Origin of the sequence: Priestia sp. 40, assembly GCF_049368575.1 — a bacterium.
Classification (GTDB): domain Bacteria; phylum Bacillota; class Bacilli; order Bacillales; family Bacillaceae_H; genus Priestia; species Priestia zanthoxyli.
In genome coordinates this window covers 488,316-507,021 of sequence record NZ_JBMPZA010000015.1, presented here as the reverse complement: position 1 = coordinate 507,021, position 18,706 = coordinate 488,316, and the positions used below count along the sequence as shown (strand labels likewise).

15 protein-coding genes and 1 rRNA gene are annotated in these 18,706 nt (G+C 39.2%); 15 read left to right on the top strand and 1 reads right to left on the bottom strand.

The features are described 5' to 3' along the window. Positions 1-12 precede the first annotated feature (12 nt). Positions 13-804, top strand: coding sequence for an EcsC family protein (locus ACO1DI_RS17445; protein ID WP_140451981.1), 792 nt, complete (start codon positions 13-15; stop codon positions 802-804). A 132-nt stretch (positions 805-936) separates the two neighbouring features. Here ACO1DI_RS17445 and ACO1DI_RS17440 read toward each other — a convergent pair whose 3' ends face one another. Beyond that, positions 937-2,250 (bottom strand): APC family permease, encoded by a 1,314-nt coding sequence (locus ACO1DI_RS17440; protein ID WP_140451980.1) that lies wholly within the window; start codon positions 2,248-2,250, stop codon positions 937-939. Between the two features lie 318 nt (positions 2,251-2,568). Between ACO1DI_RS17440 and ACO1DI_RS17435 the strand changes: the two genes are divergently transcribed. The 14 genes from ACO1DI_RS17435 to ACO1DI_RS17370 all read left to right on the top strand — a co-directional run bounded on the left by ACO1DI_RS17435 (position 2,569) and on the right by ACO1DI_RS17370 (position 18,531). Beyond that, positions 2,569-3,114 carry a hypothetical protein gene (locus ACO1DI_RS17435; RefSeq protein WP_226556570.1) on the top strand — a complete coding sequence of 182 codons (546 nt, stop codon included), beginning with the start codon at positions 2,569-2,571 and terminating at the stop codon, positions 3,112-3,114. Between the two features lie 19 nt (positions 3,115-3,133). Continuing rightward, positions 3,134-5,359 carry an alpha-galactosidase gene (locus ACO1DI_RS17430; RefSeq protein ID WP_423145499.1) on the top strand — a complete coding sequence of 742 codons (2,226 nt, stop codon included), beginning with the start codon at positions 3,134-3,136 and terminating at the stop codon, positions 5,357-5,359. Positions 5,360-5,507: 148 nt separating this feature from the next. Further along, on the top strand, positions 5,508-6,503 hold the full coding sequence (bioB, locus tag ACO1DI_RS17425; protein WP_182421807.1) for a biotin synthase BioB: 996 nt from the start codon (positions 5,508-5,510) through the stop codon (positions 6,501-6,503). Positions 6,504-6,748: 245 nt separating this feature from the next. After that, complete coding sequence (locus ACO1DI_RS17420) at positions 6,749-7,327, top strand: glycerol-3-phosphate responsive antiterminator (protein WP_014461793.1); 579 nt, start codon at positions 6,749-6,751, stop codon at positions 7,325-7,327. A gap of 20 nt (positions 7,328-7,347) precedes the next feature. Further along, complete coding sequence (locus ACO1DI_RS17415) at positions 7,348-8,463, top strand: ABC transporter ATP-binding protein (protein ID WP_014461792.1); 1,116 nt, start codon at positions 7,348-7,350, stop codon at positions 8,461-8,463. Beyond that, complete coding sequence (locus tag ACO1DI_RS17410; RefSeq protein WP_014461791.1) at positions 8,460-9,395, top strand: carbohydrate ABC transporter permease; 936 nt, start codon at positions 8,460-8,462, stop codon at positions 9,393-9,395. Before ACO1DI_RS17415 ends, ACO1DI_RS17410 begins: the two co-directional genes overlap by 4 nt. Continuing rightward, entirely contained in the window at positions 9,392-10,204 is an 813-nt protein-coding gene (locus ACO1DI_RS17405; RefSeq protein ID WP_115652986.1) for a carbohydrate ABC transporter permease, read from the top strand. The genes ACO1DI_RS17410 and ACO1DI_RS17405 overlap by 4 nt, the downstream gene beginning before the upstream one ends. Before the next feature lie 13 nt (positions 10,205-10,217). Continuing rightward, the gene (locus ACO1DI_RS17400) at positions 10,218-11,558 is read left to right on the top strand and encodes an ABC transporter substrate-binding protein (protein WP_042992356.1); all 1,341 of its coding nucleotides are present in this window, start codon (positions 10,218-10,220) and stop codon (positions 11,556-11,558) included. Between the two features lie 86 nt (positions 11,559-11,644). Then, positions 11,645-12,382, top strand: a complete 738-nt coding sequence (locus ACO1DI_RS17395) for a glycerophosphodiester phosphodiesterase (protein WP_014461788.1) — start codon at positions 11,645-11,647, stop codon at positions 12,380-12,382. A 446-nt stretch (positions 12,383-12,828) separates the two neighbouring features. Next, on the top strand, positions 12,829-13,152 hold the full coding sequence (locus ACO1DI_RS17390) for a DUF3870 domain-containing protein (RefSeq protein WP_014461787.1): 324 nt from the start codon (positions 12,829-12,831) through the stop codon (positions 13,150-13,152). Between the two features lie 93 nt (positions 13,153-13,245). Next, positions 13,246-14,412, top strand: a complete 1,167-nt coding sequence (locus tag ACO1DI_RS17385) for a DUF819 domain-containing protein (protein ID WP_115652987.1) — start codon at positions 13,246-13,248, stop codon at positions 14,410-14,412. Between the two features lie 60 nt (positions 14,413-14,472). Then, the gene (locus ACO1DI_RS17380; RefSeq protein WP_014461785.1) at positions 14,473-15,546 is read left to right on the top strand and encodes a dipeptide epimerase; all 1,074 of its coding nucleotides are present in this window, start codon (positions 14,473-14,475) and stop codon (positions 15,544-15,546) included. A gap of 32 nt (positions 15,547-15,578) precedes the next feature. Beyond that, entirely contained in the window at positions 15,579-16,592 is a 1,014-nt protein-coding gene (locus ACO1DI_RS17375) for an NlpC/P60 family protein (RefSeq protein WP_423145498.1), read from the top strand. Between the two features lie 387 nt (positions 16,593-16,979). Beyond that, positions 16,980-18,531 (top strand): 16S ribosomal RNA (locus tag ACO1DI_RS17370). The last annotated feature ends 175 nt before the right edge of the window (positions 18,532-18,706 follow it).

Below are 18,706 nucleotides of genomic sequence, written 5' to 3'. Positions count from 1 at the left end.
AAGAGTGAGGATATGTCAGAGTATGAACAGTTGAGAATAGAACTACGAAAAATTGAAAAGTGGGAGAAAGACCAAAAAGGACTTTTTTTCTGGGAGCGGCTGGCTCGCTTGCCTTTTTCAGCTTTAGATAAAGTAACGCCAAAGTTCATTCATCAAAAAATAGAAAAATTATTAGATGAAATTGCTAAGTATGTTGATAATGGAGGCCAGTATTTAGCTAATACGTCTGCAACGCTAGAGAAAGCATCAGCCCAATTACAAGAAAATAAGCAGCTTTCAATAGAGGATATTCAGCATTTATCTCTGCAGGAAATGGATGAATTGGCCGAGTATTTTATTGAAGTCCGAAAAAAGAATGCACAGCTGCAAGGAGCTACAACCGGAGTAGGTGGAATTTTTACACTGGCGATTGATATTCCTTTTGTATTGGGACTTACACTTAAGACACTGCAAGAAGTGGCTGTTTCTTATGGTTACGATCCAACTGAGCAAGAGGAACGCATTTTTATGGTCAAATGCATGCAGTTTTCATCCTCTGATATTGTAGGAAAGCGTGCGATTTTAGAAGAATTAGCAAGCGGCAATCGAACGCAGAGCTTGCAGCAGCTCCAAGGTTGGAGAGAAGTGTTTCTAACCTATAGAGACAACTTGGGATGGAAAAAGCTATTTCAAATGATTCCTATAGCAGGAATGGTATTTGGGGCGTATATTAACAAACAAGCGATTAGCGATATAGGAGAAGTTGGAATGATGCTTTACCGTAAAAGGCGTATTTTGGAAAAAGTCTCACAATCTAAAAAATAGAAAAAGGCTGGTACGAAAGTATTTTAGTTGAAGAAAAATCCGAACGCGTTTGATTCTTGATTAAGAATCGAATGCGTTCGGATTTTTTCATTGGTATAGTAAATGCAGCTTTCATGTGTTAAGTCTATTTCCTTAATCAAAATGAAAAGTAGGAATGGTAATAGTATTTTTTCGTCTAGCAATCAGTAAATAAATAATTCCGATTATACTCCATACAATACCGATAAATAAAGATGTTTTTTCTAAGTTAAGCCACATAAAAAATAAAAATAAACTGCCGAGTAAAGGCATAAGTACATATGAAATATACCCACTGAAGGATCGTTTGTTTTGATGAATAAAATAATGGATAAAAACCGCTATGTTCACTGAACTGAACGCAATTAAAGCACCAAAATTAATTAAAGAGGTAGCTTTTTCAAGAGACAGACCTAGTGAAATTAAAGAGAGGCCACCAATAATCACCACGTTCCAAATAGGCGTCTTTGTTTTAGGGTGAATATAGCCAAAAATTCCTCGAGGCAGATAACCATCTTTCCCAATTGCATAGAGAAGTCTTGATGCACTCATATGTGAGACAAGTCCAGAAGCAATAGTTGAAGTCAAGGCCGCTGCTACAAAAATAGATTGAAAAAGCTGGCCGCCAATTTTATAAGCAATTTCCGCTGATGCACCTTCTAAATCATGAAACAAAGAGGCTGAAGGGAAAAGAAGCTGAGCAAAGTAAGAAACCGTGATAAATAAGGCGCCTCCCGTACATGCAATAATAAGAATCCCTTTAGGAATGGTTTTCTCAGGCTCAAGTGTTTCTTCGGCCATAGTGGTTACAGCATCAAATCCTAAAAAAGAAAAGCATAAAATAGCTGCTCCGTTTAATAACAGAGATATAGAGGCCGATTCACTTATAAACGGTTTAAATGACAGCTCTTGGCCTTGAGTTGTAGCACTTAAAATAATAAAGATAATAGCGACTAAAATTTGAAAAGCAACTAATAGCGTACCAAAAGAAACGGTTAAATGAACGCTGAAAATATTCATTATGGTCATGATGACAACAAAGCTGATAATCCATACGGCTTTTGGAACACCTGGAAACAGAGAGCTTAGGTAAATATTTGTCAAAAGTGCATTAATCATCGGTAGAAATAGATAATCAAGAAGAGCCGTCCATCCTACCAAAAAACCAATGCTTGGATTCATTACTTGCTGTGCGTATGTATAAGAAGAACCAGCTCCGGGAAAAGCTTTTACCATTTTTCCATAACTAATGGCTGTGAATAAAATAGCAATCAACGTGAATGCATAAGCGCCTGAAACATGTCCATCTGTTGATTCAGTTACAATGCCAAATGTATCAAAAACGGCCATAGGTGCCATGTAGCCTAACCCTATCACGACGATATGCCATAATTTTAGTTGTTTAAGAAGAGAAGGTTCATGATTCATATTTGTCATCCTTTCTGTGTATAATCATTCTTCATTATTTATTATTATACTATATTGTTAGGTTTGTCATCTTTTTTTGAAAAAGAAGAGAAAATTGCGCGCTAAGAGATAAAGAGCATTTAGTTAATTACTAGACAAAGCAAAAAAATGCTTTTTTTCACTTTGATTTTTACCATTGAGTCTAGAAAGTATTTTACATAAAATGAAAGAAAGTAAAAAAGCTTCGTTTAGGGTGGTCTACTTGTAAATACGAAAACAAATTTTTGAATGCGGTTACATTTTTGTTGGTGTACAAAGTTAAGAATGATGGTGAAGGAGATGAAGGAAGTGATTGCTACACCCTATATAAACTTGGAGATCAACAAGGAACCAGGTGTGCATGTCGTATTGGATGAAACAAAAAAAGATGGTGTTTACTTTATTAAATTAACGGTCAAGTCGGTTAAAAAAAGAATTCTTCCAAAAATGAAATTAAAATGGAGCGTTCCATTGTTAGATATCCAACTGTATAAATCTTTGCAAACTAGTAAGGGCGATGTGAATGCCTCTTTTGTTCATTGTTTTATGAATAAGAATGGTTCTAACCGCTACACCATTGCATGTTCAGACATACGTCATCCTATTCTGTGTGCTCCCAATTGGAAGGACATGTGTCTAGATGTAGAAATGACCTTATTTAGTGAAAGCAATTGGTCTCTTCATAGCTATGAAACTGAACTGCGAGTAGACACAAGAATGATTGAAACAGAAGAGTTATTCAAAGATTTAGCGAAATGGTATGAGAGAAAAGAGATTAATCTAGCATCTGCTTTTGAGCATGCAACGGCAATAGATGAAAAAGGAAATGTCTCGTTAGATATTTGATGGTAAGGAGAGGGATAAAATGGGAATCTTATTTAATGAACGTACAAAGGAGTTTCATCTGCAGGGACGCGATGTAAGTTATATCTTTTCAGTGTTGAGAAACGGGCAGCTCGGTCACTTGTACTATGGAAAAAAGCTTAAGCACCGTTCATCTTTTCAGCATTTTTTACGCGTAGAAACAAGAGGAGCTAGCGCTTCAGTATATGAAGGAGAACTAGCATTTTCTCTTGAAACAATCAAACAAGAGTATCCTTCTTATGGAACAACAGACTTCAGAGAGCCAGCCTATCAACTTCTTCAGCAAAACGGAAGCCGAATCACGAATTTTGAATACGATAACCATAAAATTTACAAAGGCAAGAAGCCATTAAACGGCTTACCTGCTACATATGTAGAAGAAGAAAGTGAAGCCACAACTGTAGAAGTTGAACTGATTGATAAATTGCTCAATGCATCACTTATTTTAACGTATACCGTTTACGAAGACCGAAATATTATTACGCGTCACGCACGATTTGAGCATAGAGGAGAAGAAGCAGTCGATATTTTGCGTATCATGAGCGGCAGCATTGATTTGCCTACATCAAATTATGAGATGGTTCAGCTTTCCGGTGCGTGGATTCGAGAAAGACACGTTAAAACACGAATGCTTCAGCCTGGTATTCAAAGTATTTCTAGTGCGAGAGGTACAAGCAGCAGTCAGCAAAACCCGTTTTTAATTTTAAAGAATCCAGCTGCAACTGAACACAGTGGAGAAGCATATGGTTTTAGTCTTGTATACAGCGGAAACTTTCTTGGACAAGTGGAAGTAGATCATTATAATGTATCAAGAATAACGATGGGCATTCATCCTTTTGATTTTCAGTGGCGACTAGAAAGTGGACAAACTTTTCAATCACCAGAACTAGTACTGGCTTATTCAAATAGCGGGCTAAACGGCCTTAGCCAAGAGTATCATGAGCTATATCGCAAGCGTCTGGCTAGAGGAAAATGGCGGGATTTGGAGCGACCAGTTTTAATTAATAACTGGGAAGCGACGTATTTTGATTTTAACGAAGAGAAAATTGTACATATTGCCAAAGAAGCGCAAAAGCTAGGCGTTGAACTTTTTGTATTGGATGACGGCTGGTTCGGTAAACGTAATGATGATACAACCTCTCTTGGAGATTGGTTTGTAGATGAAAATAAGCTTCCGGGCGGTATGAAGTCATTGGCTCAAAAAGTAACGGATTTAGGTATGGACTTTGGGTTATGGTTTGAACCTGAAATGATTTCAAAGCAAAGCAACTTGTATGAAAAGCATCCAGATTGGTTGATTCATGTGCCAAATCGTCATCAGTCTCATGGACGAAATCAATATGTGCTTGATTTTTCCAGAGAAGAAGTAGTGAATTATATCTATGAACGAATGGAAGCTATTTTAAGTGAAGCACCTATCTCTTATATAAAATGGGATATGAATCGAAATATAACGGAGATTGGATCTGTTGGGCTGCCCGCGAACCGTCAGTTTGAAGTAGTACATTGCTATATTTTAGGTGTGTATGATTTGTATGAGCGACTAACAAGGAAGTTTCCGGATATTTTATTTGAATCATGTGCAAGCGGGGGCGCTAGATTTGATCCGGGAATGCTTTATTATGCTCCTCAAGCTTGGACGAGCGATAACACGGACGCGATTGAACGTCTAAAAATTCAGTACGGCACGTCTTTTGCCTATCCAATCAGTTCAATGGGAGCACACGTATCAGCCGTACCAAATCATCAAGTACGCAGAGTAACAAGTCTAGAAACAAGAGGAGACGTTGCGTATTTTGGCGCATTTGGTTATGAGTTAGATGTTACGCTGATGACAGAAGATGACAAAGAAACGGTAAAAAAACAAATTCAGTATTATAAAAAACACCGATCTCTTATTCAAAATGGCACATTCTATCGCTTAAAAAGTCCGTTTGAACAAGATGGAAATGTGACGAGCTGGATGGTTGTTTCATCCGATCAAAAACAGGCAATCATCGGCTATTATCAAGTGTTAGCTAGACCAAATCCTTCTTATGAACGCATTGAGCTAAAAGGGCTTCATCCTAATTATGAATATACAGTGATGGAAACAGACCAAACAGCTTATGGAGATGAGCTCATGTACGCAGGAATTGCTCTAACTCATGAGTATCCGGGTGTTGAAGCATATGATGAAAAATCTGGAGACTTTGTATCGGTTATTTACACACTGCAAGCGCAATAAGCAAAAAGCCACTTCTATATCATAGAAGCGGCTTTTTTTAGTTAACTATTAATTATATATTGTTGACATAAAAGGAGAAGTAATGGTAACTTTTAGTTATAATTGTTAACTTTATATTTTTTTAGTTTACTAAAGTGGAGGGGAATCGATGGAAACCACAAGTTTAAGAGATTGGAAAGCACTTGCTCAGTCTATTATTCAAGGGAAAGAAATTACATATAATGAAGCGCTTCAACTTCTGCATGTACCGGATGAAGAAGTGTTAGAGGTCATGAATGCCGCGTACTTAATTCGTCATCATCATTATGGAAAAAAAGTAAAGCTTAATATGATTATTAATACTAAATCGGGTTTATGCCCAGAAGACTGTGGATATTGTTCGCAGTCGATTGTATCAGAAGCGCCGATTGATAAGTATGCGTGGTTAACAAAAGAGAAAATTGTAGAAGGTGCTTTTGAAGCTCAAAAAAGAAAAGCAGGTACATATTGTATCGTGGCGTCAGGCCGTCGCCCTACTGATAAAGAAGTAGCGCACGTAGTGGGAGCGGTAAAAGAAATTCGTCAAAAGACAGACTTGAAAATCTGTGCCTGTCTAGGGTTTTTAACAGATGATCAAGCACACGAACTAGTCGAGGCGGGTGTTCATCGCTATAATCATAATTTAAATACTCACGCTGATAATTACGACAATATTTGTTCTACACATGGCTATGAAGATCGAGTCGATACGGTTACTACATCTAAAAAAGCAGGTTTGTCACCTTGTTCCGGTGCGATTTTTGGAATGGGCGAGACAAATGAGCAAGCCGTTGAATTAGCTTTTCAAATTAAAAAGTTAGATGCAGATTCTATTCCATGCAACTTTCTTGTTGCCGTTCCAGGAACGCCTCTAGAAGACAAAAAGGCGTTAAAGCCAATGCAATGCTTAAAGCTGTTGGCGATGATGCGTTTTGTAAATCCAACGAAAGAAATTCGGATTTCAGGAGGCAGAGAAGTCAATCTCAGATCACTTCAGCCGCTTGGTCTGTTTGCTGCAAACTCAATTTTTGTAGGTGATTATTTAACGACTCAAGGTCAAGAACCTACAGCTGACTGGGGATTAATTGAAGATTTAGGATTTGAAATCGAAGAATGTGCACTGTGAAGCCGTTGAGAAATCAACGGCTTTTTTTTATCTTTAGGCGATTTACAGGAACTATACGTTTACTTTACAAAACTCAACAGCTTCTTTATATTGCCTTCACAAATAACCATTATTATAAAACATGTGAACGATAAGTGAATAGTTACTAAGGTTATGAAATTGAGAAACCACAAAAAACAATAGGTCTATATAAACATCCTATGCGTTTTTTGTGGTTTTTTTATAAATGAAAGGAAGGAATCGTTTTGAATAAGGAAGCAGATTTCTTACAACAGCTTGGACAAGATCGTTTAATTGCATCCATTAAAAGTCCGAAAAATTTAGAACAATTTTTAGAAACAGAGATCCAGGCCGCCTTTTTATTGACTGGCAACATTAGTGTAATTAAACGCTATGTAGATTTACTCAAACAGCATAATCGAATGGTTTTCTTACACATTGAAAAAATTCCGGGAATTAGCTATGACCGGGAAGGGCTGAAATTTCTCGCTAAGTTTGTAAAGCCCACAGGTATCGTAACCACTAAAAGTTCACTCATTAATTACGCAAAACAGGAAGGGCTGGTTGCTATTCAACGGCTGTTTTTAGTGGATACAGACGCAGTAGCACAAGGGTTAAAAACCGTTCAAGATATTAAACCGGATGCATTAGAACTAATGCCAGGGTTGATTCCGGAGATGATAGAGAAAATCGTTAAAAAAACAAATATCCCTATTATTACAGGTGGACTCATTCAACATGAAAGCCATATCCAAGCTGCTTTAAAAGCAGGGGCTACGGCAGTTTCTACAGGGAAATCATGGCTGTGGAAAAAATATGAATGAGCGAGAAAGGAGCGTTTTTAATGAAAAAAGTAGAGCTAGTTAACGTTGGAAAGTCATACGATCAAAAAACAAATGTTATTCAAGATATTAACGTCACAATTGAACCTGGAGAATTCTTCGTATTAGTAGGTCCTTCAGGGTGCGGGAAAAGTACAATGCTGAGAATGATTGCCGGATTAGAAGAAGTCACACAGGGAGAGTTGCTAATTGGAGATGTAAAAGCAAATAAACTGCTTCCAAGTCAGCGCGATTTGTCCATGGTGTTTCAAAACTATGCTTTATATCCGCATTTGACAGTAGAACAAAATATTCTTTTTGGTCTGCATACAAAGAAAATTTCAAAGCAAGAACAGCATAAGCGCTGCAGGGAAGCAGCAGAAATGCTTGGTTTAAGTGAATATTTAAAGCGAAAGCCTAGACAGCTTTCGGGAGGACAGCGTCAGCGTGTAGCACTCGCACGTGCTATTGTTACTCATTCGCCTATTTGCCTGATGGATGAGCCGTTATCAAACTTGGATGCGAAGCTGCGAGCAAAGATGAGATCAGAAATTCGCCAGATTCAGCGTAAGTTAGGTATTACGATGATTTATGTCACGCATGATCAAACGGAAGCGATGACGATGGCGGATCGAATGATGATTTTAAATGGAGGTAATATTCAGCAGGTTGGGCGTCCCCTTGATATTTACAATGCACCGGCAAACACGTTTGTAGCATCGTTTATAGGTTCTCCTCCTATGAACTTATCAAACGTTTCTATAGAAAATAACTTACTCGTTTTTGAAGATAGAAGAGCTATTTCTATGAGTGCATCATACAGCAACCTTAGCGGTAAAAAGGAAGTTGTGGTTGGAGTAAGACCTGAGCACGTTCAGCTTGCGACAAACGACAACACCAGCTTTATCGTAGAGGTAGATAATGTCGAAATTCTAGGAACGGAAACACTGCTTACATTTCAAATGGGAGACAAGCAGTGGATGGCTAAGTGGAACGGTCAATGGAATATAAAAGTGGGAGAGCGCGTCCCTATTTTTATCGATCCAAAACATCTGTTTTTATTTGATAGTGGTACAGGTTCATGCTTGCACTATGAACCATCAACGGAAGATTTAACTGTAAAGGGGGCATTTGTATGAGTGCTGTTACCAAAACAGCAAACTCGCCTGTTTCTGTTTCATCAAATCCAAAAGAAAAGAAGTCAATGCCTAACCTATTGGTAGGATTATCTTACTTGCTTCCATCATTGTTGTTATTTGGGGTATTTCTATTCTACCCAATGATTAAGACCTTATATTTAAGTCTTTTTATTACAGACACACAGGGAAATCCCTTGAAATTTGTAGGATTGCAAAATTTCTTTTATCTATTTACAGATCCAAACTTCTTGCAAAGTATGAAAGCCACTTTTTTATTTGTACTATACACGGTGCCTATTGGCTTAATTATTGCATTATTCCTAGCGCTAATCGCAAATGAAAAGCTAAAAGGAATTGGTTTTTTCAGAACAATGTTTTCATCTACGATGGGAATGAGCGTAGCGGCTTCTTCTGTAATTTGGATGTTTATGTATAACCCGACAATCGGTGTTATTAATAAAGTATTAAATCTTGTAGGCATTCATGATGTGCAGTGGTTATTAGATCCTAAGTATGCGCTGATTGCTGTGTCCATCTCTACGATTTGGATGAACATTGGGTTTACCTTTTTAATTTTACTTGGCGGGTTACAAAATATTGATGAAAAGCTGTATGAAAACGCGCGTATTGCTGGAGTTAGCTATTGGTATCAGCTCCGTAAAATTACGCTTCCTATGCTTTCGCCAACGCTGTTTTTTATTATCACCGTTTCGTTTATTAACGCGTTTCAAACGTTTGGACAAATTGACATTTTAACAAAAGGCGGACCTACAGATTCCACAAATGTCATTGTTTATTCAATCTACAAAGATGCATTTGTAAACTATAATGTTGGCTCTGCAAGTGCTCAAGCTACAATTTTATTTTTCTGTATTCTACTGGTTACCGCTCTTCAATTCAAACTTGGAGAAAGGAAGGTACATTATCAATGAGCATCACGAGAAAATGGACAACTTATTTGTTACTCATTGCAGCTACGTTAGTATTGATGTTTCCTATTCTATACGCTTTTTCCATTAGTTTTATGAGTGGAGCGGAAGTGTTGGAAGGGAAGATTTGGCCGTCATCTTTTTCATTTGAAAATTATCGGGACGCTTTTGAAAAAGTTCCGCTGCTTCATTATTTAATCAACAGTTTTGCCGTATCTATCTTCGTCATGGCTGGGCAGCTGTTAGTTTCAAGTTTGGCCGCTTTTGCATTTGTATTTATTAAATTTAAAGGAAGAGATACTATTTTCTTTCTCTTTATTTCTACGATGATGATTCCATGGGAAGCAACGATGGTTCCTAACTTTTTAACAGCACAAAAGCTAGGATGGATTAACAATTATTTAGGATTAACGATTCCTTTTTTTGCTTTAGCATTTGGAACCTTTTTATTGCGTCAACAGTTTAAAACCATTCCAAATGAGTTATATGAAGCTTCTCAAGTTGCAGGGATCAGCCGCTTTCGTTTCTTTTGGAACGTGGTGCTTCCTGTGTCTAAAACAAGCTTAGTTACGCTTGGCGTATATAGCTTTTTAACAACATGGAATATGTATTTATGGCCACTATTAGTGACAAATACAGAGGATGTTCGTACCGTTCAGATTGGTTTAAAGCAAATGCAAACGCAAGAGATTTCAACTGATTGGGGAGTGGTTATGGCCGCTGTCGTTGTTGTGATCTTACCGACATTATTACTATTATTCCTAGGTCAAAAACGTCTTCAAAAAGGATTAACACAAGGTGCAATTAAATAGGAGAGTGAATGTGATGAAAAAGATATTGGCTATCGTAACGGCATGCTTGCTAGTCGTTCTAGGTGCTTGCTCAAATTCAACTGGTTCTTCGGAAGCGCAAGAAACTAAAAAAACAGCATCAGGTAAAACAGAAGTCGTTTTTTGGCACGCTATGAGCGGTGACCTTGAAAAATCACTCAATAAAATTGTCGATGAGTACAATAAATCTCAGGACAAAGTGGAAGTAAAGCCTGTTTTTCAAGGAACGTATGAGGAAGCACAAACAAAATTTAATACAGTAGCAGGAACAAAGGATGCACCGGCTATTATGCAGACGTTCGAAGTAGGAACGAAATTCATGATAGACAGTGGTAAGATCCAGCCTGTTCAAAAGTTTATTGATGAAGACCACTACGATACTTCGCAGTGGGAGAAAAACATTTCAAGCTATTACCAAGTAGATGGAAAGCAATATTCAATGCCGTTTAACTCTTCAACACCTGTGTTAGTTTACAACAAAGATGCCTTTAAAAAGGCAGGATTAGATCCTGAAAATCCTCCAAAAACGTATGATGAATTAAAGGCAGCTGCAAAAAAATTAACAGAGAAACAAGGAAATAAAACATCACAATACGGCTTTTCAATTCTAAATTACGGATGGTTCTTTGAAGAGCTAGTTGCTTCTCAAGGCGGTTTGTATGTAGATCACGAAAACGGCCGTAAAGGTGATGCTGAGAAGGCAGTATTTAATGGAAAAGAAGGACAAAACGCATTTAATTTAATCAATGATATGTACAAAGAAGGTACATTCTACAACGTAGGACAAAACTGGGACGATATGCGCGCAGCATTTCAATCTAAAAAAATTGCAATGTTCCTAGACTCATCAGCAGGTATTAAAACACTAGTAGACAATGCGCCATTTGATGTAGGCGTATCAGATCTTCCTGTTCCAAAAGAAGAGGATCGCCAAGGAGTAGCTATCGGGGGAGCATCTTTATGGATGTCTAAAGGAATTAGTGATGAAACATCAAAAGCGGCGTGGGACTTCATGAAATATTTAGCAACACCAGAAGTTCAGGCAAAATGGCACGTAGAAAGCGGCTATTTTGCGGTTAATCCTAAAGCATATGACCAAGACATTGTAAAGAAAGAGTGGGAAAAATACCCGCAGTTAAAAGTGACGGTTGATCAGCTTCATAAAACTAAATCAACTCCGGCAACACAAGGCGCTTTGATTTCGGTATTTCCTGAATCACGTCAAAAGGTAGTAACAGGAATGGAAAGTCTGTATCAAGGAGTAAAGCCGAAAGAAGCACTTGATCAAGCTGCAAAAGAAACAAATAGAGCATTAGAAGTAGCGAATCAAAAATAACCTATGATTACGAAGCTCGTCTTTCAAGTTATTTTGAGGACGAGCTTTTTATTTAGTGAATAACTAGTTAGGGGAGATAGAAGACAATGAACACTTCAATTGATCTTTATGCGCATCGCGGCTTTAGCGGACGGTATCCTGAAAATACAATGATTGCATTTGAAGAAGCAAGAAAAATGCGGGTTGCAGGTATTGAATTGGATGTACAATTAACAAAAGACGGGGAAATAGTAGTTATTCACGATGAACGAATTGACAGAACGACGAATGGAATGGGATACGTTCAAGACTTTTCATATAAACAGCTGCGATTATTCGATGCTGGAAGCTGGTATGATTCTCGTTTTTCTAAACAATCAATTCCCACATTAATAGAAGTGTTTGAGTGGATGATGGACAAAAAGACAGAAATGACCGTGAACATTGAATTAAAAAATGACCAAATTTACTATCCAAAACTTGAGGAAAAAGTTCTTCGTCTAATCGATGAGTTTGATTTAGAAGATCAAGTTATTTTGTCATCTTTTAACTATGATAGCTTGGCTAAAGTGAGATCTCTCCATTCGTATATACCAACAGGTTTTTTATTTGAAGGGGTGAGCGAAGATGCGATTGGAAAAGCAAAATCGATAGGAGCGCATCTTCACTGCGATATGTCTTTTGCTCTTTCTTCGTACGGGAAAAAAGCAAAGCAAGAAGGATTAGACTTGCGGGTATATACGATTAATGAAATGAATGATTTTTTGAAGCTCCAGCAGGCTTCAGTAAAAGTAGTGATGACAGATTACCCTAATCGTTTTTCCTCTACGGTATTCAAAGGATGACGTAGAAAGAAGCCGGGACAAAAATATTTGAGCCGAATTAAAAAACGAACCACTAATCAAAATGTCTGATTAGTGGTTCGTTTTTATGTTATGGTGAAGCACTGCAGGAGCGAAAGCGACGAGAAGGCTCAGCGCTCGCCTACGGAAAGTGAAGTTTTACATGGAAATCAACTGCGGTGTCACAAGCGATTCAGCTCATGTATCCCATTTGTTCGTCTTTAGTTTGGATTAAGTCAGTTATGTCTCAATCACTTTTTTTTTGCAAAAAATATTATTTTATTCTGAATAGTATAAAAGTTATATTGTGAAATTGTTTTATAGATGATATATTGAGAATAGATTATAATGTTCCTTGTGAAAGCGAATACATGTTGCGTAGCTCCGCAAACGTTCATTTGCCGGTCCCTAGCATCGTCTGTTATCTCTTTTAGGAGGAATAAAAAATCATGTATGATCAAGATACTATCTATATTATTGGAGATGCTAAAGCTCCTCAAAGCAATCCGATTACTAAAAAGTTCAATCAGTATTTTTTAGGGTTGGTAGTTGATAAAACAAATGGGAAAATTATTGATGTGGAATGCTCAGCGACGATTGAGTTGACCGTTCGATTTGTTCAATCGATTTTTATTGGACGTCACATAAGTGATCCCACCCTTACAGACGAAATTAACAGCCGCTACTTCGGGTCTTCCCAAAAAGCGCTGGTGGTAGCGTTTCATGATGCACAGAAAAAATATCAGCAAATAACAGCTGCTTTGTCTACATAGACCTAGACGAAATCCAGCCTGACGTTTTCAAACGTTGGGCTGGATTTTGTTTTGTATAAAAACATTTTCGGGGAGATGAAGGGGGAAGAATAAATGATTCAAGATGGATTTATGTATGTGAGTGTGTTAACTGCCTTTGCTGCGCTCATGGTAGGAATTGAAAAAAGATTTAAAGCCAATCGATTTTTTAAATTTATCCCGGGTATTGTGCTTATCTATATAGGAGCTGCTCTTATGCAAACGGCAGGGTTATTTGGGGATAGCGAGTCAAATGTCGCCATGTATACGGGTGTTAAAAATGCACTGCTTCCAGCCATGCTGATGCTTATGCTGTTAAAGTGTGATGTTCGAAGTGTAATTAAACTTGGTCCAAGAATGCTGGGGGGATTCATCGTTGCGGTTTTTAGCATAATGGTAGGTTTTATCCTTGTCTATGCCATTTTTAAGAATTTCTATGTAGAGGATACGTGGAAAGCTTTTGGTGCTTTATCAGGAAGTTGGACCGGAGGATCAGCTAACATGGTTGCTCTCCAAGGGATTTTGGATGTTCCAGAAAATATATTTGGCTACGCTCTCATGATGGATACGATTAACTATGCCGTATGGGTTATGTTTATGTTTTGGCTCGTACCATTTGCATCTAAATTTAATAAATGGACAAAAGCAGACGTCAGTTTTATTGAGAATAGTATAGATGAAGTCGCAGCAACTTCTGAAAGCGACAAAGAAGGCCCTCAGTTTCAGCATCTTCTTTATTTACTTGGTCTAGGTTTGTTCGTTTCGGCATTTTCTACATTTATTGGAGGACGTTTGCCTGAAGTGGGAGCGGTTATCAATGCAACGAGCTGGACAATTATGATTGCTTCTATCGTTGGTCTAGTGCTTGCTGTAACCCCAGCGGCAAAAATTCCAGGTACGCTCGATGTATCCAATGTTATGTTATACATCGTTGTAGCGCTAATTGCTTCTCAATCAGATTTTTCAAATTTAGCTCAGGCTCCTATTTACTTAGTATCTGGTTTTCTCATTATGTTTGTGCACTTAGTGATTATGCTGTTGCTAGCTAAACTATTTAAATATGATTTATTTACGCTCGGAGTGGCAAGTTTAGCTAATATTGGTGGAATGGCGTCTGCTCCAATGCTTGCAGCTGCTTATAACCGTGCACTGATTCCGGTAGGAGTCATTATGGCTCTGATGGGTTCCTTCTTAGGTACTTATTTTGGCATGATGATCGCCAAAATTTTAGGGGCGATCTAAGAATAAACCAAAAATACGTATGAAAGAATATTTGTGCTGAACCGAAAGGAAGCGATTGAAATGATAATTAAAGACATAACTGTAAAGCATCAAACCGTTCCACTGCTCGTTCCGTTTAAAACAGCGCTTCGAACAGCAACGGAGATAGACAGCATAAGTGTAGAAATTCAGTTAGAAAACGGAATAAAAGGAAAAGGAGCTGCTTCGCCAACATATGTTATTACAGGCGATTCTTTAGAAGGCATTCAAGCTGCACTTCAAGGGCCTATTAAACTAGCGTTAATAGGAGAGGATATACGTCAGTTTCAAAAACTCTTAAAAAAAATTCAAAGCTGCTGTATTCACAATTCAAGTGCCAAAGCGGCTGCTGACATCGCTTTGCATGATGCTTATACAAAGTTTCTCAACATTCCTTTATATGCTTTCTTGGGTGATAAGCAGCCTATCTCTACCTGTATGACGATAAGTGTTGATACACCTGAGAAAATGGCTGAGGACGCACAAAAAAGTGCAGCGGACGGATTTGACATTTTAAAAGTAAAGGTAGGTTCAATTCCTGAGCTAGACCTTAAGCGCATTAAACATATTCGATCTGTCATTCCGGCTCATGTAAAACTTCGTTTGGATGCAAATCAAGGGTGGTCTCCAAAACAAGCAGTGCAATTAATTAATGAAATGGAAACTCTCAACTTTGGTATTGAATTGGTAGAACAACCTGTCCCTGCTCATGATTGGGAAGGATTAAAGTTTGTGACTGAACGAGTAAACGTACCCATTATGGCAGATGAGAGTCTATTTTCTGCCAAAGATGCATTAAGGCTTGTAAGCGGTCGGTACGTGGATCTTTTGAATATTAAGCTAATGAAGTGCGGAGGAATTAATGAAGCAAGAAAAATCGCGAGTATTGCTGAGGCGAACGGTGTTGCATGTATGATTGGAAGCATGATGGAACCATCACTTTCCGTGGGAGCAGCTGCTCATCTGGCAGCTGCTCATCCGAATATCACGTATTTTGACTTAGATGCTCCTCTTTGGCTTTCAACTGAACTAGATGTGTTAAAGTACAGCGGTCAAGAGGTTTTCTTATCAGATCTTCCTGGAATAGGAGAAATCACCGTTCCTATCTCAAAATAAAAGGATAGTAATATAGTAGAAGGAGAGAGACGATGAATATAAAAGGTTGGCTTTTGACGGTAACAACAGTTATTTTAACTACATTTGGGGTCAGTGCAGCTCCTTCTGTTCATGCTTCTGAAGAAAAAGAAACTGCTTATATAGATGTCGCAGCAGCTACTCTGTGGACAGCACCAAACATCTTGCGTGAAGTGGACGCTCCGTCAGCCACTAATCCTGTAGATATGAAAAAGTGGACCACATCGATGAATTTGAAACAGAAGCAGCAGTTATCTAGCGATGGGATGCTTGAGACACAAGCGTTATATGGAAACAAAGTAACGGTTTTAGACAAACAAGGAGACTGGGTCAAAGTAGCTGTAGACGCACAGCCTACTTCTCGAAATGAATTAGGATATCCCGGATGGATGCCTACTAAACAATTAACCTATAGCAAAAGGTACGAACAGTATGCAAAGAAGCCTTTTGTAATGGTGACGACTCCGACTACTTATTTATATCATTCGCCTTCTTTGAAAAAGAAAGGTATTGAAGTTAGCTATAATACGCGCTTACCTCTTTTGGTAAAATCAAAGAGTGCATATAAAGTATTAAAACCAAATGGAAAGACAGCATGGATTTCTACAAAAGCAGGAAAAATCTACACGTCTCAAAAAGATATTCCTGTACCAACTGGTACGGAACTTGTTGAAAGTGGAAAGGCATTTTTAAATCTTCCATATTTATGGGCTGGCATGAGTGGTTTTGGATTTGACTGCTCTGGATTTACGTTTACGATGTACCAATCCCATGGTATTACGATTCCACGTGACTCAGGGCCACAGTCTCGAGCAGGGAAACCAGTAGATATGAACAACCTTCAACCCGGAGACTTATTGTTCTTTGCTTATAACCAAGGAAAAGGAAGCGTCCACCATGTAGCAATGTATGCGGGAGATGGCATGATGATTCATTCGCCGAACTCCGAGCGGACAGTAGAGATTATTCCTTTAAACACGAAGGGATATATTGAAGAGTATGCAGGTGCACGCCGTTATTTACCTTAATCAGTGAGATGAGAAAGAAGCTCTTTTTGTGAAGGGCTTCTTTTTTTATATAGATAATAAGTGGTTTTCGGGAAAAAGATAGAAAATTTAGTTTATTTAAGTTTAACTACTTCTCAGTAAGGGAAGAAGTCAAATAAGAGAAAAAAACATTTTTTTCTCGAAACATATTGACTTTATGTGCAGAGCATTATATTATTATAAAGCGTCGTTGAGACATAACAGTAACAACGAAGCTGGAAAAAGAATTTTAAAAAGTTGTTGACATTACGTTGATAACTTGATAAGATAATAAAGTCGCTTAAGAGCGGCGGTTGAACTTTGAAAACTGAACAAAGCGACAAACGTCAACGTTAATTTTTATTTTTTTAAATGAGCAAGTCAAACATTTCTTCGGAGAGTTTGATCCTGGCTCAGGATGAACGCTGGCGGCGTGCCTAATACATGCAAGTCGAGCGAACTGATTAGAAGCTTGCTTCTATGACGTTAGCGGCGGACGGGTGAGTAACACGTGGGCAACCTGCCTGTAAGACTGGGATAACTTCGGGAAACCGAAGCTAATACCGGATAGGATCTTCTTCTTCATGGGAGATGATTGAAAGATGGTTTCGGCTATCACTTACAGATGGGCCCGCGGTGCATTAGCTAGTTGGTGAGGTAACGGCTCACCAAGGCAACGATGCATAGCCGACCTGAGAGGGTGATCGGCCACACTGGGACTGAGACACGGCCCAGACTCCTACGGGAGGCAGCAGTAGGGAATCTTCCGCAATGGACGAAAGTCTGACGGAGCAACGCCGCGTGAGTGATGAAGGCTTTCGGGTCGTAAAACTCTGTTGTTAGGGAAGAACAAGTACGAGAGTAACTGCTCGTACCTTGACGGTACCTAACCAGAAAGCCACGGCTAACTACGTGCCAGCAGCCGCGGTAATACGTAGGTGGCAAGCGTTATCCGGAATTATTGGGCGTAAAGCGCGCGCAGGCGGTTTCTTAAGTCTGATGTGAAAGCCCACGGCTCAACCGTGGAGGGTCATTGGAAACTGGGGAACTTGAGTGCAGAAGAGAAAAGCGGAATTCCACGTGTAGCGGTGAAATGCGTAGAGATGTGGAGGAACACCAGTGGCGAAGGCGGCTTTTTGGTCTGTAACTGACGCTGAGGCGCGAAAGCGTGGGGAGCAAACAGGATTAGATACCCTGGTAGTCCACGCCGTAAACGATGAGTGCTAAGTGTTAGAGGGTTTCCGCCCTTTAGTGCTGCAGCTAACGCATTAAGCACTCCGCCTGGGGAGTACGGTCGCAAGACTGAAACTCAAAGGAATTGACGGGGGCCCGCACAAGCGGTGGAGCATGTGGTTTAATTCGAAGCAACGCGAAGAACCTTACCAGGTCTTGACATCCTCTGACAACTCTAGAGATAGAGCGTTCCCCTTCGGGGGACAGAGTGACAGGTGGTGCATGGTTGTCGTCAGCTCGTGTCGTGAGATGTTGGGTTAAGTCCCGCAACGAGCGCAACCCTTGATCTTAGTTGCCAGCATTTAGTTGGGCACTCTAAGGTGACTGCCGGTGACAAACCGGAGGAAGGTGGGGATGACGTCAAATCATCATGCCCCTTATGACCTGGGCTACACACGTGCTACAATGGATGGTACAAAGGGCTGCAAGACCGCGAGGTCAAGCCAATCCCATAAAACCATTCTCAGTTCGGATTGTAGGCTGCAACTCGCCTACATGAAGCTGGAATCGCTAGTAATCGCGGATCAGCATGCCGCGGTGAATACGTTCCCGGGCCTTGTACACACCGCCCGTCACACCACGAGAGTTTGTAACACCCGAAGTCGGTGGAGTAACCGTAAGGAGCTAGCCGCCTAAGGTGGGACAGATGATTGGGGTGAAGTCGTAACAAGGTAGCCGTATCGGAAGGTGCGGCTGGATCACCTCCTTTCTAAGGATTTTTACATGACGTACGTTTTGACACTTTGTTCAGTTTTGAGAGTTCAATCTCTCAATTATAGAAAGCATACTACTTTCTTCTTATTAGATAAGAAGAATTTTGGTTGCGATTGTTCTTTGAAAACTAGATAACAGTAATTGCTGAGGAAAAGTGAAACTTTTCTTTA

Coding starts and splice junctions, on each gene's coding strand:
- ACO1DI_RS17445 (WP_140451981.1), top strand. CDS start 13: ATGTCAGAGTATGAACAGTTGAGAATAGAACTACGAAAAATTGAAAAG.
- ACO1DI_RS17440 (WP_140451980.1), bottom strand. CDS start 2,250: ATGAATCATGAACCTTCTCTTCTTAAACAACTAAAATTATGGCATATC.
- ACO1DI_RS17435 (WP_226556570.1), top strand. CDS start 2,569: ATGAAGGAAGTGATTGCTACACCCTATATAAACTTGGAGATCAACAAG.
- ACO1DI_RS17430 (WP_423145499.1), top strand. CDS start 3,134: ATGGGAATCTTATTTAATGAACGTACAAAGGAGTTTCATCTGCAGGGA.
- bioB (WP_182421807.1), top strand. CDS start 5,508: ATGGAAACCACAAGTTTAAGAGATTGGAAAGCACTTGCTCAGTCTATT.
- ACO1DI_RS17415 (WP_014461792.1), top strand. CDS start 7,348: ATGAAAAAAGTAGAGCTAGTTAACGTTGGAAAGTCATACGATCAAAAA.
- ACO1DI_RS17410 (WP_014461791.1), top strand. CDS start 8,460: ATGAGTGCTGTTACCAAAACAGCAAACTCGCCTGTTTCTGTTTCATCA.
- ACO1DI_RS17405 (WP_115652986.1), top strand. CDS start 9,392: ATGAGCATCACGAGAAAATGGACAACTTATTTGTTACTCATTGCAGCT.
- ACO1DI_RS17400 (WP_042992356.1), top strand. CDS start 10,218: ATGAAAAAGATATTGGCTATCGTAACGGCATGCTTGCTAGTCGTTCTA.
- ACO1DI_RS17395 (WP_014461788.1), top strand. CDS start 11,645: ATGAACACTTCAATTGATCTTTATGCGCATCGCGGCTTTAGCGGACGG.
- ACO1DI_RS17390 (WP_014461787.1), top strand. CDS start 12,829: ATGTATGATCAAGATACTATCTATATTATTGGAGATGCTAAAGCTCCT.
- ACO1DI_RS17385 (WP_115652987.1), top strand. CDS start 13,246: ATGATTCAAGATGGATTTATGTATGTGAGTGTGTTAACTGCCTTTGCT.
- ACO1DI_RS17380 (WP_014461785.1), top strand. CDS start 14,473: ATGATAATTAAAGACATAACTGTAAAGCATCAAACCGTTCCACTGCTC.
- ACO1DI_RS17375 (WP_423145498.1), top strand. CDS start 15,579: ATGAATATAAAAGGTTGGCTTTTGACGGTAACAACAGTTATTTTAACT.